This window comes from Nocardia jiangxiensis NBRC 101359, assembly GCF_000308615.1.
GTDB classification, from domain to species: domain Bacteria; phylum Actinomycetota; class Actinomycetes; order Mycobacteriales; family Mycobacteriaceae; genus Nocardia; species Nocardia jiangxiensis.
Genome location: NZ_BAGB01000076.1, coordinates 216,665 through 243,349 on the forward strand (window position 1 = coordinate 216,665; position 26,685 = coordinate 243,349).

Annotated in this window: 25 protein-coding genes; 13 read left to right on the plus strand and 12 right to left on the minus strand. The window is 67.3% G+C overall.

Going from position 1 to position 26,685, the window contains the following annotated elements; genetic code table 11:
• Positions 1 to 36: 36 nt before the first annotated feature.
• On the plus strand, positions 37 to 948 hold the full coding sequence (locus ON40_RS33600) for a LysR family transcriptional regulator (protein ID WP_040829148.1): 912 nt from the start codon (positions 37 to 39) through the stop codon (positions 946 to 948).
• Between the two features lie 294 nt (positions 949 to 1,242).
• Here ON40_RS33600 and ON40_RS33605 read toward each other — a convergent pair whose 3' ends face one another.
• On the minus strand, positions 1,243 to 2,037 hold the full coding sequence (locus ON40_RS33605) for an LLM class F420-dependent oxidoreductase (protein ID WP_040829150.1): 795 nt from the start codon (positions 2,035 to 2,037) through the stop codon (positions 1,243 to 1,245).
• A 212-nt stretch (positions 2,038 to 2,249) separates the two neighbouring features.
• Here ON40_RS33605 and ON40_RS33610 point away from each other — a divergent pair, with 212 nt between their 5' ends.
• Positions 2,250 to 3,335 (plus strand): ABC transporter ATP-binding protein, encoded by a 1,086-nt coding sequence (locus ON40_RS33610; RefSeq protein WP_040829152.1) that lies wholly within the window; start codon positions 2,250 to 2,252, stop codon positions 3,333 to 3,335.
• Here the strand turns inward: ON40_RS33610 and ON40_RS33615 are convergent.
• Entirely contained in the window at positions 3,328 to 3,855 is a 528-nt protein-coding gene (locus ON40_RS33615; RefSeq protein WP_040829359.1) for a winged helix-turn-helix transcriptional regulator, read from the minus strand. The two genes, ON40_RS33610 and ON40_RS33615, sit on opposite strands and share 8 nt — an antisense overlap.
• Before the next feature lie 109 nt (positions 3,856 to 3,964).
• Here ON40_RS33615 and ON40_RS33620 point away from each other — a divergent pair, with 109 nt between their 5' ends.
• Both ON40_RS33620 and ON40_RS33625 read left to right on the plus strand, forming a co-directional pair.
• Positions 3,965 to 5,134, plus strand: a complete 1,170-nt coding sequence (locus tag ON40_RS33620; protein ID WP_040829153.1) for a thiolase family protein — start codon at positions 3,965 to 3,967, stop codon at positions 5,132 to 5,134.
• A 271-nt stretch (positions 5,135 to 5,405) separates the two neighbouring features.
• Entirely contained in the window at positions 5,406 to 6,386 is a 981-nt protein-coding gene (locus ON40_RS33625; protein ID WP_040829154.1) for an o-succinylbenzoate synthase, read from the plus strand.
• A 21-nt stretch (positions 6,387 to 6,407) separates the two neighbouring features.
• Here the strand turns inward: ON40_RS33625 and ON40_RS48540 are convergent, their stop codons facing one another.
• The 3 genes from ON40_RS48540 to ON40_RS33640 form a co-directional block, all read right to left on the minus strand.
• Positions 6,408 to 7,391: a class I SAM-dependent methyltransferase gene (locus ON40_RS48540; RefSeq protein ID WP_051193933.1), complete on the minus strand. Its 984-nt coding sequence runs from the start codon at positions 7,389 to 7,391 to the stop codon at positions 6,408 to 6,410.
• Between the two features lie 50 nt (positions 7,392 to 7,441).
• The gene (locus tag ON40_RS33635) at positions 7,442 to 7,954 is read right to left on the minus strand and encodes a TIGR04338 family metallohydrolase (RefSeq protein WP_040829155.1); all 513 of its coding nucleotides are present in this window, start codon (positions 7,952 to 7,954) and stop codon (positions 7,442 to 7,444) included.
• 129 nt (positions 7,955 to 8,083) lie between these two features.
• Positions 8,084 to 8,914 carry a DUF2786 domain-containing protein gene (locus ON40_RS33640; protein WP_040829156.1) on the minus strand — a complete coding sequence of 277 codons (831 nt, stop codon included), beginning with the start codon at positions 8,912 to 8,914 and terminating at the stop codon, positions 8,084 to 8,086.
• A 166-nt stretch (positions 8,915 to 9,080) separates the two neighbouring features.
• Here ON40_RS33640 and ON40_RS33645 point away from each other — a divergent pair, with 166 nt between their 5' ends.
• The 3 genes from ON40_RS33645 to ON40_RS33655 all read left to right on the plus strand — a co-directional run bounded on the left by ON40_RS33645 (position 9,081) and on the right by ON40_RS33655 (position 12,393).
• Complete coding sequence (locus ON40_RS33645) at positions 9,081 to 10,382, plus strand: ABC transporter substrate-binding protein (RefSeq protein ID WP_040829157.1); 1,302 nt, start codon at positions 9,081 to 9,083, stop codon at positions 10,380 to 10,382.
• 122 nt (positions 10,383 to 10,504) lie between these two features.
• A complete protein-coding gene (locus tag ON40_RS33650) occupies positions 10,505 to 11,488 on the plus strand; it encodes a carbohydrate ABC transporter permease (protein ID WP_083896102.1) in 984 nt (327 codons plus the stop codon).
• An 83-nt stretch (positions 11,489 to 11,571) separates the two neighbouring features.
• Positions 11,572 to 12,393: a carbohydrate ABC transporter permease gene (locus ON40_RS33655; RefSeq protein WP_040829361.1), complete on the plus strand. Its 822-nt coding sequence runs from the start codon at positions 11,572 to 11,574 to the stop codon at positions 12,391 to 12,393.
• Between the two features lie 34 nt (positions 12,394 to 12,427).
• Here ON40_RS33655 and ON40_RS33660 read toward each other — a convergent pair whose 3' ends face one another.
• Positions 12,428 to 12,760: an antibiotic biosynthesis monooxygenase family protein gene (locus tag ON40_RS33660; protein WP_040829159.1), complete on the minus strand. Its 333-nt coding sequence runs from the start codon at positions 12,758 to 12,760 to the stop codon at positions 12,428 to 12,430.
• A 59-nt stretch (positions 12,761 to 12,819) separates the two neighbouring features.
• Between ON40_RS33660 and ON40_RS33665 the strand changes: the two genes are divergently transcribed.
• From ON40_RS33665 to ON40_RS33680, 4 genes are all read left to right on the plus strand, one after another.
• Entirely contained in the window at positions 12,820 to 13,257 is a 438-nt protein-coding gene (locus ON40_RS33665) for a MarR family winged helix-turn-helix transcriptional regulator (protein ID WP_040829160.1), read from the plus strand.
• 165 nt (positions 13,258 to 13,422) lie between these two features.
• Positions 13,423 to 15,648 (plus strand): transglycosylase domain-containing protein, encoded by a 2,226-nt coding sequence (locus ON40_RS33670; protein WP_083896116.1) that lies wholly within the window; start codon positions 13,423 to 13,425, stop codon positions 15,646 to 15,648.
• 400 nt (positions 15,649 to 16,048) lie between these two features.
• Positions 16,049 to 16,510 (plus strand): GyrI-like domain-containing protein, encoded by a 462-nt coding sequence (locus ON40_RS33675; protein WP_040829163.1) that lies wholly within the window; start codon positions 16,049 to 16,051, stop codon positions 16,508 to 16,510.
• Positions 16,511 to 16,519: 9 nt separating this feature from the next.
• Entirely contained in the window at positions 16,520 to 16,945 is a 426-nt protein-coding gene (locus tag ON40_RS33680; RefSeq protein WP_040829164.1) for a GyrI-like domain-containing protein, read from the plus strand.
• 17 nt (positions 16,946 to 16,962) lie between these two features.
• Here ON40_RS33680 and ON40_RS33685 read toward each other — a convergent pair whose 3' ends face one another.
• The 6 genes from ON40_RS33685 to ON40_RS33710 all read right to left on the minus strand — a co-directional run bounded on the left by ON40_RS33685 (position 16,963) and on the right by ON40_RS33710 (position 23,211).
• Positions 16,963 to 17,631 carry a Crp/Fnr family transcriptional regulator gene (locus ON40_RS33685; protein ID WP_040829165.1) on the minus strand — a complete coding sequence of 223 codons (669 nt, stop codon included), beginning with the start codon at positions 17,629 to 17,631 and terminating at the stop codon, positions 16,963 to 16,965.
• Positions 17,628 to 19,262 carry an adenylate/guanylate cyclase domain-containing protein gene (locus ON40_RS33690; protein WP_040829167.1) on the minus strand — a complete coding sequence of 545 codons (1,635 nt, stop codon included), beginning with the start codon at positions 19,260 to 19,262 and terminating at the stop codon, positions 17,628 to 17,630. The genes ON40_RS33685 and ON40_RS33690 overlap by 4 nt, the downstream gene beginning before the upstream one ends.
• A 64-nt stretch (positions 19,263 to 19,326) precedes the next feature.
• Complete coding sequence (locus ON40_RS33695; protein ID WP_051193937.1) at positions 19,327 to 20,862, minus strand: serine/threonine-protein kinase; 1,536 nt, start codon at positions 20,860 to 20,862, stop codon at positions 19,327 to 19,329.
• Between the two features lie 200 nt (positions 20,863 to 21,062).
• Positions 21,063 to 21,359, minus strand: a complete 297-nt coding sequence (locus tag ON40_RS33700) for a hypothetical protein (protein ID WP_040829168.1) — start codon at positions 21,357 to 21,359, stop codon at positions 21,063 to 21,065.
• A gap of 186 nt (positions 21,360 to 21,545) precedes the next feature.
• The gene (locus ON40_RS33705; protein ID WP_040829170.1) at positions 21,546 to 22,661 is read right to left on the minus strand and encodes an inositol-3-phosphate synthase; all 1,116 of its coding nucleotides are present in this window, start codon (positions 22,659 to 22,661) and stop codon (positions 21,546 to 21,548) included.
• A complete protein-coding gene (locus ON40_RS33710; protein WP_040829363.1) occupies positions 22,654 to 23,211 on the minus strand; it encodes a PadR family transcriptional regulator in 558 nt (185 codons plus the stop codon). The genes ON40_RS33705 and ON40_RS33710 overlap by 8 nt, the downstream gene beginning before the upstream one ends.
• Before the next feature lie 171 nt (positions 23,212 to 23,382).
• Here ON40_RS33710 and ON40_RS33715 point away from each other — a divergent pair, with 171 nt between their 5' ends.
• Both ON40_RS33715 and ON40_RS33720 read left to right on the plus strand, forming a co-directional pair.
• Positions 23,383 to 23,793, plus strand: coding sequence for a DUF5318 domain-containing protein (locus ON40_RS33715; protein ID WP_040829364.1), 411 nt, complete (start codon positions 23,383 to 23,385; stop codon positions 23,791 to 23,793).
• 280 nt (positions 23,794 to 24,073) lie between these two features.
• Positions 24,074 to 26,638 (plus strand): transglycosylase domain-containing protein, encoded by a 2,565-nt coding sequence (locus ON40_RS33720; RefSeq protein ID WP_373282016.1) that lies wholly within the window; start codon positions 24,074 to 24,076, stop codon positions 26,636 to 26,638.
• The last annotated feature ends 47 nt before the right edge of the window (positions 26,639 to 26,685 follow it).

A 26,685-nucleotide genomic window follows, 5' to 3' on the forward strand; every position in this document is an offset into this window, starting at 1 on the left:
ACGACAGCCCGGACCGGACGGGACTACTGTGACGGCATGACCGACGCACCGCCCGCAGTGGATCTCGACCTGCGGTTGGTGCACTCCTTCACGCTGGTCGCCGAGCACGGGCATTTCGGTCGCGCCGCCGAGGCCCTGCACGTCACGCAACCCTCGTTGAGCCGGCAGATCAACCGGCTGGAGAAACAACTCGGGGCGCGGCTGCTGGATCGCGGACCGCAGGGCACCCGGCTCACCGAAGCCGGTGAGGTGTTCCTCCCCCAGGCCAGAGCGTTGCTGCGCACCGCAAGCCGGATGGTCGCGCAGACCCGCGCCGTGGCCAGCCCCGGCCACGTCACGATCGGCTACACCGGAGACCTGATCATCACGCCCGTCGTGCGCGAGATGCGCCGACGCCATCCCGACGCCGAGATACGCGCACAGCATGTGCAGATCACCGACGTCCAGGCCGCCCTGCATGATCATCGAGTCGACGCACTCCTCACCCGACTCCCCTTCCCCACCGAGGGGCTACAGGTCACCATCCTGTACGAAGAACCGCGCGTGGTCCTCATGCCCATCGATCATCGCTTGGCGCACAAGGACTTCCTGACCCTCGACGACATCGCCGACGAACCCGTCCCCCGCCTCCGCCGATCCGACCCGGTCTGGAGCGCCTACTGGAACATCGACCCTCGCCCCGACGGCCGCCCCGCCCCCGATGGCCCCATCATCGAAGCCCTCGAGGACAAACTCGAGGTAATCGCCGCCGGAGAAGCCATAGCCATCACCGCAGGCGGCCAATTCCCCACCCTCCGCCCCGACATCATCGCGATCCCCCTGCACGGCGTCGACCCGGCCCACGTAGTCCTGGCCACCCGCCGCGACACCCGAAACCGACTGGTCAACGCATTCCGCCAATACGCGCAGGAGCAGCTCACCGGCTCGGCCACGACCACCGATCCGTGAACCACGACGGCGCAGCGCCCAATTCTGTTGCAGTTGGCCATAATCGGAAGCTGCCGTAGATCAGGCCGATCCCCAGACCTGTTGCACATCAACAGATTGCAGATGCACACGGACACGTTCCGCGAAATCTCGATGCGGTGGCAGATCCGTCCGACGGTCGGTGCCGCGCGTTGTGCTGCGGCTGCTCTACGAACGCCATCCCGACCTCGGCCCGCCGGTGGCCGGAACAGCCGCGCGTCGATGCGGCGGGTCCCGGCCACCGCCGAAAACCGATCAGCGAATATCGTTGCAGCCCTAGGCGATTCCGGCGACGGACTCGGGGTTGAATTCGTCGCGCCAGCGGATGGCTTCTTCCAGGGTGCTCAGGTCGTAGTCGGGGCCGCCGGTGCCGACGGTGAACAGGGTTGCTCCGGCGGCTACGAGGGCGGGGGCGGCTTCGGCGCCCGGCCAGTTCACCGAGCGTTCGATGGCGGCCGGATCGGTGCCCGCGGCGGTGCAGTGGTCGGCGAGGATCTTCGACTTGCGTTCCAGGACATCGATTTCGGCGAAGGTGTGCCAGATGTCGGCGTATTCGGCCACCAGGCGCAAGGTCTTGCGCTCACCGCCGCCGCCGATCAGGATCGGGATGTCGCGGACCGGCTGCGGGTTGAGTTTGCCCAGGCGGGCGGTCAGTCGTTCCATGTACTCCTTGAGCAACGCCAAACGTGATCCGGCGGTACCGAATTCGTAGCCGTACTCGTCGTAGTCCTTCTCGAACCAACCCGCGCCGATGCCCAGGATCAGGCGGCCGCCGGAGATGTGGTCCACGGTGCGGGCCATATCGGCGAGCAGGTCGGGGTTGCGGTAGCCGCCGCCGGTGACCAGCGCGCCGAGCTGGACGCGTTCGGTCTGCTCGGCGATCGCGCCGAGCATGGTCCAGCATTCGAAATGGGCGCCGTCGGGGTCGCCGTAGAGCGGGTAGAAGTGATCCCAGTTGAACACGACGTCCACCCCGGCGTCCTCGGCGCGGCGCACGGCATCGCGGATGAGGTTGTACTCGGGTGCGTGCTGCGGCTGTAGTTGGACTCCGATGCGAACTGGTCGGGTCATGAATGCTCTCCTCGATGTGAGCTTTCAGCACTGCGAATGACCCTCATCAGGCTACCGCCGGGACGCCCGAGATGTCCGTGCGGGCGTGTACGCCCACAGCGAACCGACACGCCGTGGACATATGCCCAGTAGGATTTCGTTCTGCGGTTCGCCGCATCCACCCTCTACTCGGATCGTCCGGCACGTTCCTGCCGGTGAAGGGATGTTTTCTGATGGCTACGGTCACTTTCGACCGCGCGACCCGGGTGTATCCGGGCGCCGCCAAACCCGCTGTCGACGCGTTGGATCTGGAGATCGCCGACGGGGAATTCCTGGTTCTCGTCGGCCCGTCCGGCTGCGGTAAATCGACCTCGCTGCGCATGCTCGCCGGACTGGAGGACGTCGACGGCGGCCGAATCCTGATCGGCGAGAAGGATGTCACCAACGCCGAACCCAAACAGCGCGATATCGCGATGGTGTTCCAGAACTACGCGCTCTACCCGCATATGTCCGTCGCGGAGAACATGGGCTTCGCGCTGAAGATGGCCAAGGTCGCCAAGGCGGAGAAGGAGAAGCGGGTCCTCGAGGCCGCGAAACTCCTGGACCTGGAACAGTTCCTGGATCGCAAGCCGAAAGCGCTGTCCGGTGGTCAGCGCCAGCGTGTCGCGATGGGCCGGGCGATCGTGCGGCAGCCGCAGGTGTTCCTGATGGATGAGCCGCTGTCGAACCTGGACGCCAAGCTGCGCGTGCAGACCCGCACCCAGATCGCGCAGTTGCAGCGTCGGCTGGGCACGACCACCGTGTACGTGACGCACGACCAGGTCGAGGCGATGACCATGGGCGACCGGGTCGCGGTGCTCAAGGACGGTCTGTTGCAGCAGTGCGCGACCCCGCGCGATCTGTACCGGAATCCGGCGAATCTGTTCGTCGCCGGCTTCATGGGTTCGCCGGCGATGAACCTGTTCACCCTGCCGCTCACCGACGGCGGCGCACAGCTGGGCGGGCACGCGCTGCAGGTGCCGCGCACGGTGACCGACGCCGTGGACGGTTCGGTGGTGGTCGGCATCCGGCCCGAGCACCTCGAGTTCACCGAATCGGGCAAGGGCATCGCGATGGAGGTGGACGTGGTCGAGGAACTCGGCTCGGACGCCTACGTCTACGGGCGGGCGCTGGACGAGAACGGTTCGGACGCAGAGGAAACCATCGTCGCGCGGGTCGACTGGCGCAACCCGCCGACCAAGGGCGACAAGCTCTCGCTCACCGCGGATCCGGAGCACGTGTACTTCTTCGCGCCCGAGGACGGCAAGCGGCTCAACTGATTTCGACTCCGCCGGGCCCGCGTCGATCGCGGGTCCGGCTGCGCCGCCACTCCTCGTTGAGGCGGATACGCAGATTGTCCATCGGGACCTCGTTTCCGCCCGAGCTGCGGATTTGCACGCGGACCGGCTCGCTCGTATCGTTCTCGACCCGCTCGAGCGGCGGCGTCCCGCCCTGCAGGTACTGATCACCCCACTGCCACAGGGCCAGGACGACCGGGATCGCATCGCGGCCCATCTCGGTGAGCACATATTCGTTGCGGGTGCGTTTGCCCTCCTCGCGGTAGGGCTGTTTGCGCAGCAGGCCCGCGGTGGTGAGTTTGCGCAGGGCTGCTGCGGCGGCCGCGTCGGTGATGCCGACGCGTTCGGCGAATCCGTCGAATCGAGTGGTGCCGTAGAGGGCCTCGCGCAGGATCAGGATCGCGGATCGGGTGCCGATGATGTCCAGGGCCTTGACGACCGAACATCCCTCCGGCTTCCACGAACGCAGATCACGTAACGGTCCTTCGAGTACAGCAGACATGACGTACATCATACGAGTCTGACTTGTGGTAGGTATCGTCAGCCTCCTACGCTGACTATAGAACGACTTAGCGAGACCGCATCGTCGCGGTCGGTCGGAAGGAATCGCCATGAGAGACGCAGTGATCGTCGAGGCCGTGCGCACCCCGATCGGCAAGGGCAAGTCGACCGGCGCGCTGCACGGGGTACATCCGGTGGACCTGCTCGCACACAGCCTGCGGGAGGTGGTGCGGCGAACGGGCATCGATCCGGCGCAGATCGACGACGTCATCGGCGGAGTGGTCACCCAGGTCGGCGAACAGTCCGTCAACATCAGCCGGCGCGCCGCACTGGCCGCCGGATATCCCGAATCGGTGCCCGCCACGACCGTGGACCGGCAGTGCGGAAGCAGTCAGCAGGCCATCCACTTCGCCGCACAGGGCGTGATCTCCGGTGCGTACGACGTCGTGGTGGCGGCCGGACTGGAATCGATGAGCCGGGTTCCGATGGGCTCGAGCGTGGTCGGGGCCACCGATATCGGTGGGGTCGCCTTTGCCGAGCGTTATCCTGAAGGGCTTGTGCCGCAAGGTATCAGCGCGGAGTTGATCGCGTCGCGATGGAAGATCGGGCGTACCGCACTGGACGAGTTCTCCCTGGCCAGTCACGAGAAGGCCGCGGCGGCAACGAAGAACGGGGCGTTCGAGGCGGAACTGGCTCCGCTGGAAGGCTTGTCGACCGACGAGGGGATTCGCGTCGGCAGCACGCTCGAGACGCTGGGCGCGCTGCGTCCGGCCTTCTACAGCCCCGAATACGCCGCCCGATTCCCGGAGATCGGCTGGAACATCACCGCCGCCAACGCGAGTCAGATCAACGACGGCAGCGCCGCGGTCCTCATCATGACCAGCGAGAAGGCCGCTCAGCTCGGCCTGACGCCGCTGGCCCGGCTGCACAGCTTCGCCGTCGCGGGCGACGATCCGCTGCTGATGCTCACCGCGGTCATCCCGGCGACGCGAAAGGTCCTGGAGCGCAGCGGTTTGCAACTGTCCGACATCGACCTGTTCGAAGTCAACGAGGCGTTCGCCGCGGTGGTCCTGGCCTGGGCCGCCGACACCGGCGCGGACCTCAGCCGCGTCAACGTCCACGGCGGCGCGATCGCTCTGGGTCATCCGCTCGGCGCATCGGGAGCACGCCTGGCCACCACCCTCGTGCACGCCATGCGCGAACGTGGCGCCCGCTTCGGCCTGCAGACCATGTGCGAGGCGGGCGGGCTGGCCAACGCCATGATTCTGGAAAGGCTGTGAGCAGCTGATACGGAACGAGACGACCGGCATAGCCCATCTCGCGCAGACGAGCGCGGGTGCTCGCAGCGCCCTCCGACTTCGCACCATGCCGCGTCGACCGTTGCGGATATCGTCGTCGTTCTCAGGGGTTCGGCACGTCTGTCCATCGATTTCGACGCAGGTTTCGAGCGTCGCCGTGCCACGACCTTCGCGAGATTAGGCTGTTCCGGGTGAACCAGAACAGAGCAGCAGGCGTGATCGAGGCCCAGCCACGTGACGGTGGGGTGGGCACGTGGGTGAGCTGATCGATCCTGCCTCCGCACACGTCTACGCGATTCCGATGCGGACTCGGTTCCGGGGGATCACGGTGCGGGAGGGGATGGTGTTCGAGGGGCCGCTGGGGTGGGGGGAGTTCTGTGCGTTCCCGGAGTACGGGGATCGGGAGGCGGCGGGGTGGTTGGCTACCGCCGTCGAGCAGGTCACCGTGGGGTGGCCGGAGGTGGTTCGGGACCGGATCGCGGTGAATTGCACTGTGCCTGCGATTGATCCGGAGCGGGCGTATGCGCTGGTCGCCGGGTCGGGATGTCGGACGGCGAAGGTGAAGGTGGCCGATCACCCCGAGTCATTGGGCGAGGATCTGGAGCGGGTGGCGGCCGTGCGTTCGGCGCTCGGGCCCGAGGGGGCGATTCGGGTGGATGCCAACGCGCTGTGGGATGTCGAAACCGCTGTCGATCACCTCACCCAGATCGACCGGGCCGCAGGCGGTTTGGAGTACGCCGAACAGCCGTGCCGGACCATCGAGGAGTTGGCGCAGGTGCGGCGACGGGTGGACGTCCGGATCGCCGCGGACGAATCCATTCGCCGGGCCGAGGATCCGCTGCGCGTCGCGGTGGCGGGGGCCGCGGATGTCGCCGTGCTGAAATGCACTCCGCTGGGCGGAGTTCGGCGCGCGTTGCAGGTGGCCGAGGCGGCCGGCCTGCCGTGCGTGGTCTCCTCGGCGCTGGAGACCAGCGTCGGTCTGTCGGCTCAACTCGCACTGGCCGGAGCCCTGCCGAACCTCGAATTCGCCTGCGGGCTGGGCACGGTGAATCTCTTCCAGGGCGATACGGTCACTGATTCGCTCCGTCCGGTCGACGGATACCTGCCCGTCCCGCGCACCCCGCCCACCCCGGATCCCGAACTGCTGCACCGTTTCCGGCATCCGGACCCGGAGCGCACCCGATGGTGGCGCGATCGCCTCGCCCGAGTCCAGCGGCTGCTGCCCACCGCCTGAGCGGCGAGACCTCACCGGGAGCTATGCCGCCTTCTCCACCGTGGCGATCGCGAATCCGCCCCAGGCACGGCGTTTCTGGGTATCTTCGCCGAGGGTCTGCTGCTCGGTCAGCGACAGGCCGCAGGATCGGAGCAGTTCGGCGAGGCGGTCGCGCGACGGCGGTGTGCTGTCGACGCCGAATTTCAGCTCCTCGCCCGCGGCGCTGGTCGCGGCGCGGCCGTAACGCCAGTAGAACGAGGACGATTCGAACGGCTCGCTGGTGAAATAGTCGAATGCGACGACGCTTCCGGCGGCCGTCGAAGCGATCTTCCGCAGGGTGTCCTCGACGGCGGCCCGGTCGAGGTACATGGTCACGCCCTCCCAGAGGAACAGCGTCCGCTCGGCCGGGTCGAACCCGGCGGCGGTGAGGCAGTCGAGCCAGTCCTCCTTCTCGAAGTCGGCGGGCACGAAAGTCACTCTGCTGGAATCTATTCCGGCCTTCTCCAGCGTCTTGCGCTTGACGGTCTGGGTCGGCAGGGTATCGACCTCGAAGACACGCACCCGCACATCGTTCGCAAGCCCGTAGGCGCGGGTGTCGAAACCCGCGCCGAGAATGACGAACTGCGTGTCGTCGGGCAGGTAGCGCTCGAGGGCCGCGTCGAAGAACCCGATCCGCGCCGACGCCTCGTACTGCGGGGAAACCTTGCCCTCGTACGGGTAGCGGAACGCCCGCGGCACGTACCCGGTCAGCCGATGCGCCAGGAATACCGGAGCGGTCGTCAGGAACAGGGCCGGGCCCGGAACGCCCGGCAGCGCGCGCAGCAGCCGGTCGGCCGCCTCGTCCGGCCTGGTCCCGAAGTTGTGCTCGGAGTACCGGGCGCTCAGCGGCCCCTGCGCGGTGCCCGATACCCCGGACCGGCCCGAGGCGAGGGTCCCGCCGATCCACATGATGTAGCCGATCAGGAACACCGGAGACATCACCGTGCACAGAACGTAGAAAGCCACACGTGACACGAGCTTGCGCATACGCCTCCCTCGATTCATGGTCGACGCCGACACTACAACCGAGCAGCCCATCAACCGATCCGCACACCACAACCCAGCAGCGAAGTGCGCAACACCAATGCCGCCTCCGGCCCGATGACCCCGTCGACCAGTTCGATGTACCGGGAACAGAATTCGGGCCCGTGCGCCGCCCGGTCCTCCCCCGGTTCGCCGAGATGGTGCGCGATCTCGTGCAGAACCACCAATTCCCGCAATGCCCAGGCGCTTCCACTGGCATGCAACGGCACCGCGAGCACCGCTGTCTCGACCTCGTAATGCGCGGCGCCCGCACCCGCCCGCGCCCGAACCGTCACCGCCGCACCCGCACGACCCCACCCCGCGCGAACCCAATTCAACGCCAGCACGCGATCCACATAGCTCTGCACCGATTCCACCGAGGCGAACCGGCGCTCCACCGGCAGCGTGATCTGCGACCCGTACAACTCCACGGTCCGCCCGCCACCCTCGTCGGCCCGATCGAACATCCGCCGCACCAGCCCCTCGGCGTCGTACACCCGCGCCCGCTGGCTGTCCCGGGTACTCATGCCCCGACTCCGGCGCGATCCGCCTCGGACACCGGACCTCCCACTGTTCTCGCCGACCTACGACATTTTCACGACATTGACACAGTTGCGCCGCGCCCCGTCACGGTTACGGAACCGGCTGTGGCCCGATCACGCGTCGAGTTGTCCACGCGCGGCACCGAGTTCGGGTGCGGAACCCAACCGCGCGGCTCGGCCGGCACGGTCACCGGCACGCCGGGCCCCGGGCGAGTACCCGGCGGACTCCTGCGGCCCGCGCCAGGTGCCGCGCGCTTCGGAGGTCCGGGTGTAGAAGCTGGTCAGTTCGAGTTCCTTGTCGCGCAGGGCGATCGCGGTGCCAGGAGCCGTAGCGGACTCGGCCTGCACCTCCGCCACCACGTCGGCCTTGACCGCGGACAAGCGACGGCCGACACGCGCGGCGAACGCCATCTGGAAATTCAGCCGGGCCGTCACGGCCGCGACGGGTGCGCGCACCTGCCGCTGCACCTTGCGACCGTAACGCTTCTCGACAACGACCTTCTCCACCGTCGCGGACCGGTACTGCCCGGACTTGATGTACAGATCCGACGCCCGCACCATCTGCACCAGCAGACTCGCATACAGCGCCTCGCACGCGGCGATATCGGAGTCGAACCCGTACGCGTACACCTGCGTCGAAGTGCGAGCGACATCGCAGCGCACATCATTGGCGGTGGCTATCGCGACGAACAGCTGCACATAGGTGCGCAGTCCGCGCTTGCCCGCCTCGCCGATCGCGATCACCCGCTGCACCGGCGTCGCCCGGCGCTCCCGGCCCGTGACGTGCGCACGAGCCACCGTCAGATCGATGGACGAGCGGGTCGCCAGGCGCTGCGCGGCGGCGAGAAACGCTTCGGCCTCGTGCTCGTTGTCGGTGGACTCCGCCTGACGCAGCAGTCCGCCGATACGCGTGAGCAACTTGTCCTGAGTTGGCTGAGTCGACATCGCGCACCAGAATATAGAGAACCGACCGACACGACCGGCCACAGACGATGTATCTTGCCTTGTGCAACCGGCTGAGTGTGCCGGCGCTCACGGCTACGCGTCATCGCCACTCGGCTCCACCGTGCGCGCCAAGGCGGCTGTGGCTCGTCTCGACCCTGGAGTATCGATGGCATTGAACAAGGTGAGGTCACGACGCTCGTCCCGGACCTCCCGCGCCGCTCTGGCCGCCGCCTCGGCGGCACTGCTCACCGCGACCCTCGCGAGTGGGTGTTCGAGCAGCAGCGGCAACAACCCGACCACACAGGACCTCGGCGGCCGCGGCCCGATCACCTTCGTCGAAGGTAAGGACACCTCGGAAACCGGTGCGGTCAAACAGCTCATCGATCGCTGGAACGCCGCGCACCCGTCCGAGAAGGTCACCTTCAAGGAACAGTCCAACGACGCCTCCCAACAGCACGACGACATGGCCCAGCATCTGCAGGCCAAACAGTCGGACTACGACGTGATGGCGCTGGACGTCACCTGGACCGCGGAGTTCGCGGCCAAGGGCTGGATCCAGCCGCTGAAGGACTCCTTCGCGCTGGACACCTCCACCCTGCTCTCGCCGACGGTGGCCAGCGCCACCTACAAGGGCAACCTGTACGCCGCGCCGCTGAACACCAACGGCGGCCTGCTGTACTACCGCAAGGATCTGGTGCCCAACCCGCCCAAGACCTGGACCGAGATGACCGGTGACTGCAATGTCGCCAAGGAACACAATCTCGGTTGCTACGCAGGGCAGTTCGCGCCCTACGAGGGTCTGACGGTGAACACCGCCGAGGTGATCAACGCCTACGGCGGCACCTTCGTCGGCCCGGACGGCAAGACCCCGACCATCGACAGCCCGCAGTCCCGCGCGGGTCTGCAGGTGCTCACCGACGCGTACCAGAAGGGCGACATCCCCAAGGAGGCCATCTCCTTCGAGGAGCCCGAGAGCCAGAACGCCTTCGCCCAGGGCAAACTGCTGTTCCTGCGCACCTGGCCGAACTTCTACGGTGTGGCACAGGCCGATTCGTCCGCGGTGAAGGGTGAGGTCGGCGTCGCCGCGCTGCCCGGCAAGGACGGCATCGGCGCCTCCACGCTCGGTGGTTACAACGCCGCCATCAGCGCGTACTCCAAGCACAAGGCCACCGCACTGGACTTCCTGCGCTTCCTGATCGGCGAGGACGCCCAGCACATCGTGGCCGAGGGCGCGTACCCGCCGGTGCGGTCCTCGCTGTACGACGATCCGGCGCTGATCGCGAAGTTCCCATACCTGCCGACGCTGAAGGATTCGATCGCCAGCGCCGTGCCGCGGCCGGTCACCCCGTTCTATCCGGCGGTGTCCAAAGCCATCCAGGACAACGCCTATGCTGCGATCACCGGAAAGAAAACGGTCGACGCCGCGATCACCGGCATGCAGAAGGGGATCCAGGCCGCCGGTTCCTGACCGCGAGAGCGCCTGTGCCGAGCCGAGTCCCGTAGGAGAGAAGAACGGTGTCAGATCCTTCGGGAACATCGGAGTACACGTCTGTGGCCGAGTCCGCGAGCGATTCATCGACAGCGCCCGATATGCCGAACGGTAGTCGCAAGTCGCCGGTCGCTCGCGCACTGGACACGCTGCCCGAATCGGGACGCGCCTGGTTGTTCGTGGCTCCGGTGCTGCTGGCCCTGGCCGTGGTCATCGGGTATCCGGTGGTCCGCGCGCTGATCATGTCCTTCCAGAAGGACTCCGGACTCGATCCAGCGACGGGCATGTTCGTCAACGGCGGCAACGCCGGATTCAGCAATTACACGCACTGGCTGTTGCAGCAGTGCGCACTGCCCGCCGGCGGCACCGAGTCCTGCCCGACCGGCAATCTCGGCTCGCAGTTCTGGACCGCGATCCTGGTGACCCTGCTGTTCACCGTCATCACGGTGACCCTCGAGGCGGTCATCGGGCTGGGTATGGCCACGGTGATGGGCAAGACCTTCAAGGGCCGGGCGCTGCTGCGCGCCGCGGTGCTGATCCCGTGGGCCATCCCGACCGCGGTCACCGCGCGGCTGTGGGAGTTCATGTTCCAGTACGACGGCGTGGTGAATCGTGTTCTCGGAACACACATTCTGTGGCAGACCGATCCGTGGTGGTCGCGGTTCGCGGTGATCATCGCCGACGTGTGGAAGACGACGCCGTTCATGGCGTTGCTGATTCTCGCGGGGCTGCAAGTGATTCCGGCCGACGTGTACGAGGCCGCTCGGGTGGACGGCGCGTCGGCGTGGCAGCGGTTCAGCCACATCACCCTGCCGCTGCTCAAACCCGCACTGCTGGTGGCGATTCTGTTCCGCACGATGGATGCGCTGCGGCTCTACGATCTGCCCGCCATCATGACCCAGGGCAACGCCAACACCCGGACCATCTCGATCCTGGTCGTCGACCAGGTGCGCCAGGGGGCCAACAGCGCCTCGGCACTGTCGGTGATCACCTTCCTGCTGATCTTCGCGGTCGCATTCGTGCTGGTCAAGGTGTTGGGCGCGAATGCGGTTGCGACACAGGAAGAACAGCGGAGGGCGCACTGATGAGCGACACCGGATTCGCCGATGCCGTCACCGTGCCGGAAACCGCCGGGGCGGTCACGGCGCGCGTGCCGCTGAGCAAGCGGATGCGTTCCGCGAGTACGTATGTCGGCGCGCTGATCATCCTGGTGTGGGGCCTGGGGCCGTTCTACTGGATGGCCGTCACCGCCTTCCGCGATCCGACCTACACGTTCGACAACACGCCGTGGCCGACCCATCTGACTACGGAGAACTTCAAGAACGCGTTCGACACCAGTCGCGGCAACAACTTCGGCCGGGCGCTGACCAACAGCGTCGTCATCGGCGCGGCCACCACGGTGATCGCGCTGCTGATCGGCATGATGGCCGCATATGCCCTGGCGCGCATCACCTTCCGCGGTAAGACCCTCGTCGCCGGGCTGGTGCTGAGCGCGTCGATGTTCCCGGTGGTCGTGCTGGTGACGCCACTGTTCCAGCTGTTCACCGATATCGGCTGGCTCGGCCACTACCAGGCGATGATCATCCCGAACATCTCCTTCGTACTGCCGATGACCGTGTACGTGCTGGCCTCGTTCTTCGCCGAACTCCCGTGGGAGCTCGAGGAGGCCGCGCGGATCGACGGCGCATCCCGTTTCCAGGCGTTCCGCCTGGTGATGCTCCCGCTGGCCGCCCCCGCGGTATTCACCACCGCGATCCTGGCCTTCATCGCCGCGGTCAACGAATATCTCCTGTCCAGCCTGCTGTCCTCCGACGCGACCGAACCGGTCACCGTCGCCATCGCCCGCTTCTCCGGCAACGACCCCCTGGTCCAGCCGTACACGGCGATCATGGCCGCCGGCATCATCGTCACCGTCCCCCTGGTCATCATGGTCCTGCTCTTCCAGCGCCGCATCATCTCCGGCCTGACCGCGGGCGGCGTCAAAAGCTAGGTCGCGGCGCCGTCGGACTCGCCCGCGGGCTAGTTCAGCGGTGGTGGACGGATTCCACGGTGAACAGGTGTGGGTCGAAGTGGTCGGCTACGGCGGCGGCTTGCTTCATGTGAATCTGGGCGGTGGGGTTGGCGAACACTTCGCGGTAGGCGTCGGGGGATTGCCACTGGGCGTAGTTGATCACTCGGGTGCCGTCGTCGCTGGCGTGGATGTTGGCGGAGATGAAGCCCGGGATGTGCTGCATGACCTCGTCGGTGGCGCGGGTCAGTAGGTCGACCAGGGTGCGCTGGCGGTCGGGCTGGACCGTGAAGACGTTGATCAGGGTGGTGAGCTGGGCGTCGGTCGCGATGGTGGTGGTGTCGGGCATGGCGATCTCTCCCTGATGTCAGGATCCTTACATAGACCAGGATGTGTAAGGTTCCTGTCATGAGTCAAGAGGGCGTCGAACGGCGGATCGGGTATCTGATCAAACAGGCACAGCAGACCTTCCATCGCGCATGTGAGGAACGGCTGCGGCCGCTGGGGCTGACCATGTCCCAGTACGCGGTGCTGCGCGCCCTGGCCGACGTCCCGGGCGCGCCCGCCGCCGAACTCGCCCGCCGTACTTTCGTGACCCGCCAATCACTGCGCGACGTCCTCAACGGACTGCAGAAGGCGGGTCTGGCCACCGTCGCGGACCAACCCTCCACCGGCCGCGCGCGCCCGGTCACCCTCACCGAATCCGGCCGTGCCCAGCTGGATCGCGCGGACGCCATCGTGCTGGATATCGACAACCGGATGACCGCAGATCTGGCCCCCGCGGACCTCCGGCAGCTGGCCGCACTCCTGACCACCTGCATCGAAAGCCTCGCTGAGCCGACGTGAACGGGCCGATGCGAGCGAGCGCGGAGGTGCGCCATCGAGCTGTGTGGACCGCCGGTGCTGCGGGTGTCGGCGGTCGGGTCTTACGCTGGTAGTCGATTTCTATCGTGCGGTTGTTCGATCACCTTGTTCTTGTAGTCCGAGGAGTTGATCGTGAACTCGATCCGTATGCGGTGGCGAGGTGGCGAGCGCAAGGCTGCGCCGTATGCCTCGCTCGCGGGGTGGAACGAGCTTCCGGGACGAGTTCGGCGACAGCATGCGGCTCCGCAGCGACGGGTGCGGAGCGAGGGCGGCGAACCCGCGCACGAGCGGCCGCGGCGGACCCGGGGACAGCGGATCCGGCGATTGCTGTTGGCGTTGTTCGTGATTTTCATCGTGATTCCGGCGCTGCTGCTGGTCCTGGCCTACTGGAGTGCCGAGGTGCCCGCGCCGGACGCGGTGCAGTCCAATCAGATCGCCACCATCACCGCCGACGACGACACCACCGTGCTGGCCAGAATCGTTCCGCCGGAAGGAAATCGGACGCCGGTGCCGTTGACGCAGGTGCCGGTTCCGGTGCGCGACGCGGTGCTGTCGGCGGAGGACCGGAACTTCTACACCAATCCCGGATATTCGACCTCTGCGTACCTGCGCGCGGCACGGGACAACCTGCTCGGTCGCGACGACGCCGGGGGTGGGTCGACGATCACCCAGCAGTACGTCAAGAACGCGTTCCTGAGCTCCGAGCGCACCCTCTCGCGCAAGGTCCGCGAGCTGATCATCTCGGCGAAGATGGCACGGCAGTGGAGTAAGGACGACATTCTCGCCGCCTACCTGAACACCATCTACTACGGTCGCGGGGCCTACGGGATCGCCGCCGCCGCGCGCGCGTACTTCGCCAAACCGGTACCCGAGCTGACCACGGCCGAAGGAGCGGTGCTGGCCTCGGTGATCCGCACGCCCTCGCTGCTGGATCCGGAAACGCATCTGCCGCAACTGCGGGAACGCTGGAACTATGTGCTCGACGGCATGGTCAGCATGGGCAAGTTGAGTGCGAAAGATCGTGCGGCGATCCAGTTTCCGCAGATCGCGCCGGTCAGCGCATTCACCGACGACGCCGCGCACAACGCGAACGGGCTGATCCGCACCCAGGTCCTGGCCGAACTGCGCAACGCCGGGATCAGCCAGCAGGAGATCGACACCGGAGCGCTGCGCATCACCACTACCATCGACCCGCGCGCCCAGCAGTCCGCCCTGGACGCGGTGCACAACACGTTGAGTGCGCAGCCCGCCCAGTTGCGCAGCGCGGTCGTCTCGGTCGACCCGCGTTCGGGTGCGCTGCGCGCCTACTACGGCGGGGACGACGGCGTCGGCTTCGATTTCGCGCAGGCGCCGCTGCAGACCGGATCCTCGTTCAAGACCTTCGCGGTGCTGGCCGCACTGCAACAGGGGATTCCGCTTTCCTACCGGCTCAACAGCGCTCCGGTGACGGTGAACGGCGTCCCGGTCACCAACGTGGAGGGTGAATCCTGCGGGACCTGTTCGCTGGCCGAGGCGTTCAAGCGGTCGCTGAACACCAGCTTCTACCGGCTCGCCGAGACGATCGGTCCGCAGGCCATCGCCGACGCCGCGCATCAGGCCGGGATTCCGGAGCAGATTCCGGGCATCGCGGGCCGCACACTCAGCGAGAACGGCGGGCCGCCCGCCCTGGCGATCGTGCTGGGCGTGTATTCGGTGCGTCCGGTGGACATGGCCGTGGCGTATGCGACCGTCGCGAATTCCGGGATGTATCACACGCCGTTCATCGTGCAGCGCGTCGTCACGGGGGACGGCCGGGTGCTGCTGGATCGCGGCGTGCCCGGTAAGGATCAACTCCCCGCGCAGCAACGGATTCCGGCGCAGGTCGCCGATACGACGATCTCGGCGATGCTGTCGATCGCGGCGTACTCGAACGGGCACGCCCTGGCCGGTCGCCCCGCCGCCGCCAAGACCGGCACCACCCAGCTCGGCGAGACCGGAGCCAACAAGGACGCCTGGATGGTCGGGTTCACCCCGTCGCTAGCGACGGCGGTCTGGGTCGGCACTGCCCAGTCCGAGGCCATCCGCACCTCCGGCGGCGCACCGATCTACGGCGCGGGCCTGCCCTCGGACATCTGGAAGAAGACCATGGACAGTGCCCTGACCGGCACACCCGTCGAACACTTCCCGTCCGCAGCGCCCACCGACACCCAGGGCCCCTTCATCGCCACACCCCCGTCGTCGGAACAGTCCCACGGCCCCTTCGACATCCTCGCGCCGCCGACCACCACGCAACCTCGCCGCCGCGCCCCGATCCCCGCACCGGTTCCCGCACCCCCTCCCCCGCCGCACCAGGTCGAGATCTTCCCGGGTCTGCACGTCCCGGTCCCGGGCTGAGGTGTCCGGATTCCCTGGTCACCCGCCGCGGCCCGGACATCTTCGGGCCTCCGGTCTCACCGATCGCTATCGGGTCGAGATCATCTCCGGCCGCTGTGTCGTAGTCCCCGACTAAGCTCGGGGAACGGAGCACGCATCGGCAGCACTGCCGTGGACCGGCCCATTGCGGGCCGGTCAGCCGACACGCATAGGATCACCTAAAGCAGGGACACAACAACCCCAGGTCACCCGATTTCCGCCCACTCCACAACACTCCGACACCCGGCCGGGGCCCGCCCTGGGACCGACGGAGCGAAGGAGTGCAGCGACTGAGCGGAGGAGGGAAGGACCGGGTGAACAGGGGCCCCAGCCCGCCGGAGCGGAGCGGAGGCCGGAGATACTAGACATAGGGGCGACACCGGTGGATTTCAATATCGTCGAGCGCCACGAGACGCTGGTGGCGGGGACCGTCCTGCGCAGCCCGGCGCTGGCGGTCGAAGGCCCGCGCCGGCTGAAGGTGGAGGAAGCCTGGCGGCACAACCTCAAACGCGATCTGCCGGGCCCCCCGGCGAGCGCGTACGTCGATCACGCGCCGGAGATCGGCTCGTATCTGACGCATATCGTCGGTTACCGCTGCCGCAGGCTCGACGATCTGTTACCCGGTGATGTGCTGGCGCGCGTGCCGGGCGGCCGGTTCGCGCGATTCGTCCGCAGCGGGGACGACCTGGGCGACACCATCGTGTCGGTGTGGCGCGCGGTCTGGGATCTGGAGACCGCCGGAGCACTGGCACGCGCCTACACCGGCGATTTCGAGCACTATCCGGATCGGCGCACGGTAGAGGTGTTCGTTGCGCTGGCCGACGACGACACGGGCGAGAAGTAAGGCGCGAATATGGATTTCGAGATAGTCACCCTCGAGGACAGCCTCGTCGGCGGGCTCACCGTTCCGCTGGCCGGTCGCGAAGTGGCCGCCCGCGACCTGGATCTGGTCAACTTCACCTGGGACAGATATCTGTCGCGGGACAAGAACGCCCAGCGTGTGGCGGCCTACGTCGGCCAGAACGACCATGCGGTGGCCGTCCTGGGCTACGAACTCGACGCCCTGGATCAGCTCGACACCGGCGACGTCCTCACCCGGATCCCGGCCGGTCGCTACGCCAAATTCGTGGTGTCCGACAAGCCGTACGACCTCCTGCGCACGGCCTGGGCGAAGGTGGCCAAGGCCGAGGCCGCGGGCGTCATCACCCGGTCGCACAGCGCGGAGATCGAGCGCTACACGGGCCCGGCCTCGGTGGAGGTCTTCGTCTCCCTGGACTGAAGTAGGGGTATGGGGCCTCAGTGATAGGTGTTCGCGGCGGCTACGAGGGCGCGGCGGTCGGTGACGACGATGCGGCCGCGCCGTAGTTCGACGATGCTGCGGTCCTCCAGCTCGCGCAGGATCTTGTTCGCGGTGACGCGGGTGGTTCCAGCCATGGAGGCCAGATCGTCCTGGGTGAGGCGGATTTCGGCGATCGGGGCGGGGCCGCCGTAGATGCGGGCGAGGTTCACCAGGCGGCGGACCACGCGCGCCTCGACCGGCAGGTACAGCGCCTCGAGCACCATGCCGGACAGGCGGCGGACCTGTTCGACGAGAGTGTCGGTGAGCATCCGCTCGACTCCGGGATAGGTGGCGCGCAATGCGGTCAGCTGGGCACGGCTGAGGCTGAGGGTTTCCGCGTTCTCGGCGGCCTCGACGGTGGCGGTGCGTTTGGCCTCGGGGCTCAGCAGGGCCAGTTCGCCGAACGCGTCACCGGGACCGATGACCGACAACGTGGCGGTGTAGCCGAGCGGGGTGGCCACGCGGATCAGCAGCAGCCCGGAGACGACCAGATGCAGCGTGTCGCCGGGATCGCCTTCGTGACACAGGATTTCGCGGCGTTTGAACCGCCGGGGCGTGCACGAGGCGAGCAGCTGACGTCGCTCACCGTCCGAAAGACCGCGCAGCAGTGCGAATTCGGTCGTCATCGCAGACCCTCCAGGACGTAGCAGGTGACCGGCTCGCGCCGCCCCTTGACGGTGATCCCGCCCAGCGTCCGCACCGCGGCCCGCGAACCCAGCTGCGCATACGTCGTCGAGCCGATCACGACCGTGCCGGGTTCGGCCACCCCCTCCAGCCGAGCCGCGAGATTGGTGGTGTCGCCGATCGCGGTGTAGTTACGCATCTGTGCCGCACCGACATTGCCCACCAGCGCGGGCCCGGAGTTGACCCCGACCCGGAAACGCGGCCAGTCGGGTCGTCCCGCGGCGATCCGCCCGACGACGTACTGCAACCCCAGTCCGGCCCGCGCCGCGCGCATCGCGTGATCGGGCTGCGGATTGGGTGCGTTGAACACCGCCATCACCGCATCGCCGACGAATTGCACCACCGTCCCGCCCTCGCCCAGGATGACCGGCACGATCGCGCCGTAATAGGTGTTCAGCATCTGCACCACCGCCGCGGGATCGGTGTTCTCCGCGAACGGCGTGAAACCCGACAGATCCGCCATCAGCACGCTGACCTCCGCGATCCGTCCGCCGAGATCGGCCTGCGCGGGATCGGCGAGCAGTTCGGTCGCCACGGCCGGGGACATATAGGACCGGAACAGCTCGTCCAGCTGCCCGTACAGCCGCGCATTCTGCGCCAGCACCGCGAATTGCCGTTCGGTGAGCCCGAATCGGCGCGAGAGCTGCACCCCGACCGGTCCCAGCGGCGCCTGCGCGGGCACCCCACTCGCGGCCCGCTCGCGCAGGATGCCGACCATCTCGGTGAGCGCCCGTGCGTAGTCGCGTTCGAGCGAGGCCATGGTCTGGCGCAGCGTGACGCTGTCGAACAGCCCCAACGCCGAACCCTCCCTGCGGAATTGCAGGTGGGTGCTGACGGCGATCAGCGCGAACGCCACCACCATCAGCACGTGCCACTCCCACCACGAGGTCCGCCAGCTGCGCCCGAATCCGACCGCGAGCAGCGCCTCGATCAACAGCACGAAGGTGGTGCAGATGGTGAGCAGCAACAGCGCCCGCCGCCGCACGAACCGCCACGCGTACGCGATCGCCGCACCCAGATAGCACAGCGCGCCGACCACCGCGATGCCCACCAGCGGGCCGGAAGATTCTGTGGGACTGGGCGTTCCGTTCAAAGGGGGTAGCCGCGTCAGCGAGATCGCCGACCAGACGACGAAACTCAGCGCCGGTAGCGCGGACAGCAACCAGGTGAACCGATGCAGCCGCGCGACCGCCTCCGGCCCGTATTCGACGGCCGAGGCCAGTGCGGCGATTCCGCCGAGGGTCAATCCGATCGGCACCGCGTACACGAAACCGGCATTGGGCGAGTTCAGGATCACCCCGGGCGTGGCGATGGCGTGCAGCGCGAGGAATCCGGCGGAGAACTGGAACGTCAGCGAGACCAGGATCAGCCGGACGTCGCGGCGAGCGCGCGCGGCGCGAAACAGGATGGTGCCCAGTCCCGTTGCGAGCACGGCCGCGGCGAGCACCAGCCAGAAATGCTGCACATGATGTTCGTAGTGGGCGTCGAGCATCGGGTCGGCGACGAGCAACCACAGCCCCACCGCGGGCAGCGATACCGCCGTCACCCACGTCAGCGCTCTCACTGTGAACACTCGTCGAACCTACTCACCGATCAGCGATACGGCATCCCGTCGGGTGCCGGCGCCGCGACCGCGGCTATCTGCCCAGCGGAAGCTGCTGCCACTGCTCGAGCAGCTGATCGATGGTGTGGTCCTTCCAGGTCATCACGAGCACGAACCGGGAGTATGCGGGATCGGGGAAGAACGTCCACACCGGCGGATGGGTGGTGTCGCGGCCGTAATCGCTACCGGCGCAGGTGACGACCAGCGGAGCCTGTGCCTGCTTCGGGTGGGCTCGATTCTGCGGACGCGGATCGCATTCGTTGAAGAGTTTGCCGACCAGTTGACCCAGGCTCAGGCCGTCGTGCGCCGATCCGGTGCGGTCCATGACATCGACCACCAGCGGATTCTCGCCGTTGTCCCCCATCGGGATGGGACAGGAAATGCGGGCGTAGTCGTGATCGGCGGGATCTTCCGTGGAGCCCGGATCGTTCTGTCTGCACGTGGCCCCGTGCCAACCGGTGTTGGCGTTCAGCCCGCCGATGAGCTCGGGGAATGCCGCCGCGGCGGGGGCGTGCCGGGCATCCCAGCCCGTCGCGAGGCCGGGCGGCACCGGGGTGGCGGCATCGGTATTGCGCGGGCCGCCGAACAGATCGGTGCCCATGGCCAGGTAGGCGATCACCGCGAGAATCACCACCACGGCGCCGGCCACCGGCACCGCCGTGCGCGCCGAGATCCGGTTGCGGAGTGATTTGCGCTGGGGCTTCGGGCTTTCCACCGGTTGGGACACGGCCGTGGTATCGCTGGTCGCGGGCCGGGCCCGCTGCACCTCGGCGATGAATTCGCTGCAACTGGGGAACCGGTCCGCCGGATCCTTGGCCAGCGCCTTGGCGAAAACCGGATCAAGCGAGGCCAGCTGCGGTATCAGCTCGCCGGGCAGCAGTGGCGGCGTATAGACGTGCGCGTGCATCAGGGCGATCGAATTGGTCACCGGGAACGGCGGCCGCCCGGTCAGCAGCACGAACAGGCTGCAGGCCAGCGAGTACTGGTCGGACCGGTGATCCACGGCATCGCCGGAGACCTGTTCCGGCGAGACGTAGGCGGCCGTCCCGGTCACCGAACCGGTCCTGGTCAGACCGGTGGTCACCTCACGCAGCCGGGCGATCCCGAAATCGGTCAGCAGAGCACGTTCCCGGCGGCCGGGCTCGGGGGCGGCGATCAGGAAGTTCGACGGCTTCACATCCCGGTGCAGTACCCCGGCCCGATGCGCGTAGTCGAGGGCGTCCGCGATCTGCGCACCGATCCGCAACGCGCGCTCGAATTCGACGTCGGCGAGCGCGCCGGCGTCGGTACCGTGCACGAATTGCATTGCGATCCAGTGGATATCGCTGGTAACGCCCCGATCGTAGATGGTCACGATATTGGGGTGGTCCAGACCGGCGGTGAAATCACCTTCCCGTTCGAACCGCTGCCGGGCCTCCGGATCGGCCTTGGACGGATCGAGCAGTTTCAGGGCGACCGCCCTGGGCAACCGGGGATCCTGCGCCAGATAGACGATGCCCCAGCCGCCTGCACCGAGTTTGCGGTCGATGATGTAACCGGCGAACGACTCGCCGGCGTCGAGCTCGATCACCGTTATCCTCCGGTCGCAGCACCGCAACGGTTCCGCGGTGGTGGGTCTTGTCCTACAGCCGACCCCGGCTGATCATTCTCCTGGGTACCCCCGGTCTGGCGAGAACACACGTCACAGTACCCACATCGGCTTTCCGACCGCCCGCGACGGTGCCCCGGCGCCATGGCCGGGGCACCCGCCATCCGAGCGGAAAGTCCTGCTCAGCGGCCGCGGAACCAGTCGAAATCGAAGCCGCGGTTGTGATCGCGGTAGTTCTCCCAGTCGTGGTGGTGGCTGCCGTGCCACACGTAGCGGTCGCAGAAGTTGTAGTAGTGCCAGTTGAAGTTGTTGTTCCAGCCGCAGTAGGACTCACCCCACCAGGTGTGCGCCGGCTGGACGACCGTGGCGTGCACCGGCTCGGCGACAGTCGGTGTGGCGGAAGCGATTCCGGCTCCCGCACCGGCGATGGCAGCGGTGGCCGCGGCGACGGTGGCGATGCGACGGATCTTGCTGATCATGTTGTGCTCCAAGTTGTTTCGCTCTGGTTGGCAAGGTGATGACCATCTTGCCGAGCGGCGAGCGGAAGTACTGCCAGCACGACGACGCTCGGTGTGTAAACCTCGATACACAACGCGGAAACGCGAATCGCGAAAAAGACGATGCGCCCCCGGGAATTCCGGGGGCGCATCGAATGTCGAGCGTGCTCAGGCGTTGATGATGAACGCCTCGAGCTCGGTGCGGGCCACATCGTCGGCCAGCTGCTTCGGCGGGGACTTCATCAGGTAGGCCGAGGCCGGGATGACCGGTCCGCCGATGCCGCGATCCTTGGCGATCTTGGCCGCGCGCACCGCGTCGATGATGATGCCCGCCGAGTTCGGCGAATCCCACACCTCGAGCTTGTACTCCAGGTTCAGCGGCACGTCACCGAAGGCGCGGCCCTCGAGGCGCACGTACGCCCACTTGCGGTCGTCCAGCCAGCCGACGTGGTCCGACGGGCCGATGTGCACGTCGTTCGCGCCCAGTTCCTTCTTCAGGTTGCTGGTGACGGCCTGGGTCTTGGAGATCTTCTTGGACTCCAGCCGCTCGCGCTCGAGCATGTTCTTGAAGTCCATGTTGCCGCCGACGTTCAGCTGCATGGTGCGGTCCAGCTGCACGCCGCGGTCCTCGAACAGCTTGGCCATGACGCGGTGGGTGATGGTCGCGCCGACCTGAGACTTGATGTCGTCACCGACGATCGGGACACCGGCGTCGGCGAACTTCTTCGCCCATGCCGGGTCCGAAGCGATGAAGACCGGCAGCGCGTTCACGAATGCGACATTGGCGTCGATGGCACATTGCGCGTAGAACTTGTCGGCCTCTTCCGAACCGACCGGAAGGTACGAGACCAGGACGTCGACCTTCGCGTCCTTCAGCGCCTGCACCATGTTCACCGGCTCGGCCTCGGACAGCTCGATGGTCTCGGCGTAGTACTTGCCGATGCCGTCCAGCGTCGGGCCGCGCTGCACGGTGATCCCGGTCGGCGGCACGTCCGAGATCTTGATGGTGTTGTTCTCACTGGCGAAGATCGCGTCGGACAGGTCGAACCCGACCTTCTTGGCGTCGACGTCGAACGCGGCGACGAACTTCACATCGCGGACGTGGTAGGGACCGAACTTGACGTGCATCAGACCGGGCACGGTCGTGCTCTCGTCCGCGTCCTGGTAGTACTGCACGCCCTGGACCAGCGAAGAGGCGCAGTTACCCACACCTACGATGGCCACGCGAATCTCGGACCCGGCGCTCGCACCGGTGGCCTGTGCAGCCGTGTTGACATCACTCATGGCCGGTATTTCCCTCTTTCTGTGGTGCCGCCTTCATCGATTGCTCCGCGGCGATCAATTCGTTGAGCCAGCGCACTTCGCGCTCGCTTGATTCGAGGCCGAGCTGGTGCAGCTGGCGGGTGTAGCGATCCAGGGTCCCGCTGGCCCGCTTGATCGCCTCCCGCAGCCCCTCCCGGCGCTCCTCGACCTGCCGACGCCGGCCCTCCAGGATCCGCATCCGCGCCTCGGCGGGAGTGCGACCGAAGAAGGCCAGGTGAACGCCGAACCCGTCGTCGGTGTAGTTCTGCGGCCCGGTGTCGGCGAGCAGCTCGCTGAACCGCTCCCGGCCGGGATCGGTCAGCTGGTAGACCCGCCGCGCCCGCCTGGTCACCGCACCGGCCGGGGACTCCTCGGCGATCAACCCGTCCGCCTGCATACGGCGCAGGGTCGGGTAGAGCGACCCGTAGGAGAAGGCCCGGAACGGCCCCAGTAATCCGGTGAGTCGTTTGCGCAGCTCGTAGCCGTGCATGGGCGCTTCCAGGAGCAGCCCGAGAATCGCGAGTTCGAGCACGGGCCTCACCTCCTGACTGTCGTATGCGGACCGCACCTGTGGATGCAATGACCAACTATATCGCGCCGATATAGTAACCGACACGTCGGCGCGACACATCGAATCGCATCGCCCGGATCGGGGGCACGGACCCGGCAGCGTGCGTCGGTGCGCACCGCTACTCTGGAGGCCGTGCGAATTCAGCGGCAGGTAGTGGACTATGCGCTTCGGCGTCGGTCCTTGCTGGCCGATGTCTATGCGGGCCGCGTAGCTGTCAGCGAGGTCTGCGATGCGAATCCTTATCTGCTGCGCGCGGCGAAGTTCCACGGACGAGGCAGTGAGGTCACCTGCCCCATCTGCCGGAAAGAGCAGCTCACTCTCGTATCGTGGGTCTACGGCGATGGACTCGGGCCGGTCGCAGGCTCGGCCCGCACGCCCGAGGAACTGATCCGGCTGGCGGAGACTCGCGAGGAGTTCTCGGTACACGTGGTCGAGGTGTGCCGCAGCTGCAGCTGGAACCATTTGGTGCAGTCCTATGTGCTCGGGCACGCACCGGCACCCACGCGTCGGCGCACCGGCACCCGTCGGACCGCCGCCGAGTGATGTGTATCGCGCCTGCGGCCCGCCCCGGCGGGCCCGCGGCGGTTGAGATCGGCCGCCACCCGGACCGTTTCGAGTTATGGAGATCCGAGCTGTGACTTCGCCCTACGACGATGGACCGTCCGGCGGCCGCACCAACCGCGGTCCGCAATCCGGCCCCGGCGGATATCCCCCGCCGCGGCCGGGGGGCCCGCCGCAGGGCGGACGGCCACGGCCGCCCGCGCGTCCCGGAGAGCAGGCGCCCGGCCCCGGCCCGCGACGCAACGGCCCGCCTCCCGGCGATATGCGCGCCCCGCAGGGTTCCGGCGGTCAGCCGCCCCGCGGTCCGGGCGCACAGGCCCCGCGCGGTCCCGGCGGACAGCCGCCGCGCCGCCCGGCACCGGGGTCCCACCCCGGCCCGCCCAGCGGCGCGACGCAGAAAATCCCCAGCCCCTCCTCCGGTGCCACCCAGAAGATCCCGCCCAGTAGCCTCGGCGAGGCTATGGCGAATCGAAATCAACGTTCCGGCAAGGGAACTCGTCCCCGACCCGGCGAGAACACCCGGCCGCGCACCGGGGCCAACCGCGCCGTCGGCGGCGGCACACCCCCCTCCGGCCCGCCCCCGCGCCGCAACGGCTCGGGTCCCGGCGGCCCCGGTGGACGTGGTCCCAAGGGCGGCAAGAAGAAATCTCCGTGGCGGATCGTGCGCCGCGTGCTGTACGTGCTGGTGGCACTGGGCATCGTCGTGCCGAGTGCGGTCTTCCTGATCGCCTACTCGACGGTTTCCATACCCAAACCCGGCGACCTCAAAACAAATCAGGTCGCCACGATGCTGGCCGACGACGGCACCACGACGATCGGCAAAATCGTTCCGCCGCAAGGTAACCGCACCGACGTCACGATCGATCAGATCCCGCCGCAGGTGCGCAACGCGGTGATCGCCGCGGAGGACCGGTCCTTCTACACCAACCCCGGCTTCTCCGTCTCCGGCTTCGTCCGCGCCGTGCGCGACAACCTGATGGGCAAGTCCACCGCCGGTGGTGGCTCGACGATCACCCAGCAGTACGTCAAGAACGCCATGGTCGGCAATCAGCACTCGCTGACCCGCAAGATGCACGAGCTGGTGATCTCGGCGAAGATGGCGCGGCAGTGGAGCAAGGAGGACATCCTCACCGCGTACCTGAACACGATCCCGTTCGGCCGCGGCACCTTCGGCATCAACGCCGCCGCGCAGGCCTACTTCGGTAAGAAGGTCCAGGACCTGACCACCGAAGAGGGTGCGATGCTGGCCGCCACCATCAACCAGCCCTACGGCCTGGACCCGGAGAACAACCGCGCGGGCGCGATCCAGCGCTGGAACTACGTGCTGGACGGCATGGTCTCGATGGGCAAACTGCCCCAGGCACAACGCGTCCCGATGAAGTACCCGAACGTGCTGTCCTCCAGCGCCGGGAGCTCGACCAACAAGAACGATCCCGATTCGGGCCCCAACGGCCTGATCAAGCGTCAGGTGATGAGCGAACTGGCAGCGGACGGGATCAGCGACACCCAGATCAACACCGAGGGTCTGCAGATCACCACCACGATCAACCCCAAGGCCCAGCAGGCCGCGGTCGATTCGGTGACCAAGAACATGAAGGGCGAGCGTCCCGAGGACCGCACGGCCGTGGTGTCGGTCGACCCGAAGGACGGCGGCGTCAAGGCCTACTACGGCGGCGACAACGGCCAGGGCTTCGACTTCGCCAACGCGGGTCTGATGACCGGTTCGACGTTCAAGGTGTTCGGTCTGGCGGAGAACCTCGAACTGGGTAAGCCGCTGTCGACCATGTACTCCAGTGCCGATCTGGACGTGCACGGCATCAAGATCACCAACGCCGAGGGTGAGACCTGTGGCGTCTGCACCATCGCCGAGGCGCTCAAGCGATCGCTGAACACCAGCTTCTACCGCATGGAACTGGACATGGGCGGCAATGGTCCGGAGAAGATCGCGGCCATGGCGCACAAGCTCGGCATCCCGGACACCATTCCGGGCGTCGGCAAGACCCTGACCGAACCGGACGGGTCGGGCCCCAACGACGGCATCATCCTGGGTCAGTACCAGGTGCGCGCGCTCGACATGGCTTCGGCGTACGGCACGCTCGGCGCCGAGGGCGTCTACCACAAACCGCATTTCGTGCAGAAGGTCGTCACCGCCGACGGTCAGGTGCTGCTGGATCGCGGTCAGGTCGCCGGTGAGCGCAAGGTCTCCAAGGCCGTGGCCGACAACGTGATCGCGGCGATGGCCCCCATCGCGCACTCCTCGTTCAAGCACGACCTGGCGGGCGGGCGCGTCTCGGCATCCAAGACCGGTACCACCCAGCTCGGTGACACCGGCCAGAACCGCGACGCCTGGATGATCGGCCTGACCCCCTCGCTCTCGACCGCGGTCTGGGTCGGTACGGAAAAGGGTGTCGCGCTGAAGAACGCCAACGGCGGAATCATGTACGGCTCCACGCTGCCCTCGGACATCTGGAGGGACACCATGGACGGCGCGCTCGAGGGCACGCCGAAGGAGACCTTCCCGAAGCCGGATCAGATCGGCGGCCAGCCCGGTGGTGTGCCGTCCTACTCCGCGCCGTACACGCCGCCGTCGACGACTCAGCAGTACACGCCGCCGGTGGAGATCACGCCGTCGCAGGTGGAGATCTTCCCGGGCGTCACCATCCCGATCCCGGGAATCCAGCAGAATCAGCAACCCCAGCAGCAACAACAGCAGCAACAGCAGCAGAGCGGCCCGGGACCGATGTCCGGTCAGCCCGTCGCACCCGGCGGGACCTGGCCGAGCACACCGGTTCCCGGGGAGAGCAACACGAACGGCGATAGCAACTAGGACAGCTCACCGAGCAACCGGTAGCGTCGGTTGGCGTGTTCGAGGAG

What these genes read in the sequence shown, in the direction of transcription:
- ON40_RS33645 (WP_040829157.1), top strand. Translation starts at nt 9,081, where the DNA reads ATGGCATTGAACAAGGTGAGGTCACGACGCTCGTCCCGGACCTCCCGC.
- ON40_RS33670 (WP_083896116.1), top strand. Translation starts at nt 13,423, where the DNA reads ATGCGGTGGCGAGGTGGCGAGCGCAAGGCTGCGCCGTATGCCTCGCTC.
- ON40_RS33615 (WP_040829359.1), bottom strand. Translation starts at nt 3,855, where the DNA reads ATGTCTGCTGTACTCGAAGGACCGTTACGTGATCTGCGTTCGTGGAAG.
- ON40_RS33600 (WP_040829148.1), top strand. Translation starts at nt 37, where the DNA reads ATGACCGACGCACCGCCCGCAGTGGATCTCGACCTGCGGTTGGTGCAC.
- ON40_RS33665 (WP_040829160.1), top strand. Translation starts at nt 12,820, where the DNA reads ATGAGTCAAGAGGGCGTCGAACGGCGGATCGGGTATCTGATCAAACAG.
- ON40_RS33685 (WP_040829165.1), bottom strand. Translation starts at nt 17,631, where the DNA reads ATGACGACCGAATTCGCACTGCTGCGCGGTCTTTCGGACGGTGAGCGA.
- ON40_RS33605 (WP_040829150.1), bottom strand. Translation starts at nt 2,037, where the DNA reads ATGACCCGACCAGTTCGCATCGGAGTCCAACTACAGCCGCAGCACGCA.
- ON40_RS33680 (WP_040829164.1), top strand. Translation starts at nt 16,520, where the DNA reads ATGGATTTCGAGATAGTCACCCTCGAGGACAGCCTCGTCGGCGGGCTC.
- ON40_RS33705 (WP_040829170.1), bottom strand. Translation starts at nt 22,661, where the DNA reads ATGAGTGATGTCAACACGGCTGCACAGGCCACCGGTGCGAGCGCCGGG.
- ON40_RS33700 (WP_040829168.1), bottom strand. Translation starts at nt 21,359, where the DNA reads ATGATCAGCAAGATCCGTCGCATCGCCACCGTCGCCGCGGCCACCGCT.
- ON40_RS33720 (WP_373282016.1), top strand. Translation starts at nt 24,074, where the DNA reads ATGCGCGCCCCGCAGGGTTCCGGCGGTCAGCCGCCCCGCGGTCCGGGC.
- ON40_RS33650 (WP_083896102.1), top strand. Translation starts at nt 10,505, where the DNA reads ATGCCGAACGGTAGTCGCAAGTCGCCGGTCGCTCGCGCACTGGACACG.
- ON40_RS48540 (WP_051193933.1), bottom strand. Translation starts at nt 7,391, where the DNA reads ATGCGCAAGCTCGTGTCACGTGTGGCTTTCTACGTTCTGTGCACGGTG.
- ON40_RS33660 (WP_040829159.1), bottom strand. Translation starts at nt 12,760, where the DNA reads ATGCCCGACACCACCACCATCGCGACCGACGCCCAGCTCACCACCCTG.
- ON40_RS33620 (WP_040829153.1), top strand. Translation starts at nt 3,965, where the DNA reads ATGAGAGACGCAGTGATCGTCGAGGCCGTGCGCACCCCGATCGGCAAG.
- ON40_RS33610 (WP_040829152.1), top strand. Translation starts at nt 2,250, where the DNA reads ATGGCTACGGTCACTTTCGACCGCGCGACCCGGGTGTATCCGGGCGCC.
- ON40_RS33655 (WP_040829361.1), top strand. Translation starts at nt 11,572, where the DNA reads ATGCGTTCCGCGAGTACGTATGTCGGCGCGCTGATCATCCTGGTGTGG.
- ON40_RS33635 (WP_040829155.1), bottom strand. Translation starts at nt 7,954, where the DNA reads ATGAGTACCCGGGACAGCCAGCGGGCGCGGGTGTACGACGCCGAGGGG.
- ON40_RS33640 (WP_040829156.1), bottom strand. Translation starts at nt 8,914, where the DNA reads ATGTCGACTCAGCCAACTCAGGACAAGTTGCTCACGCGTATCGGCGGA.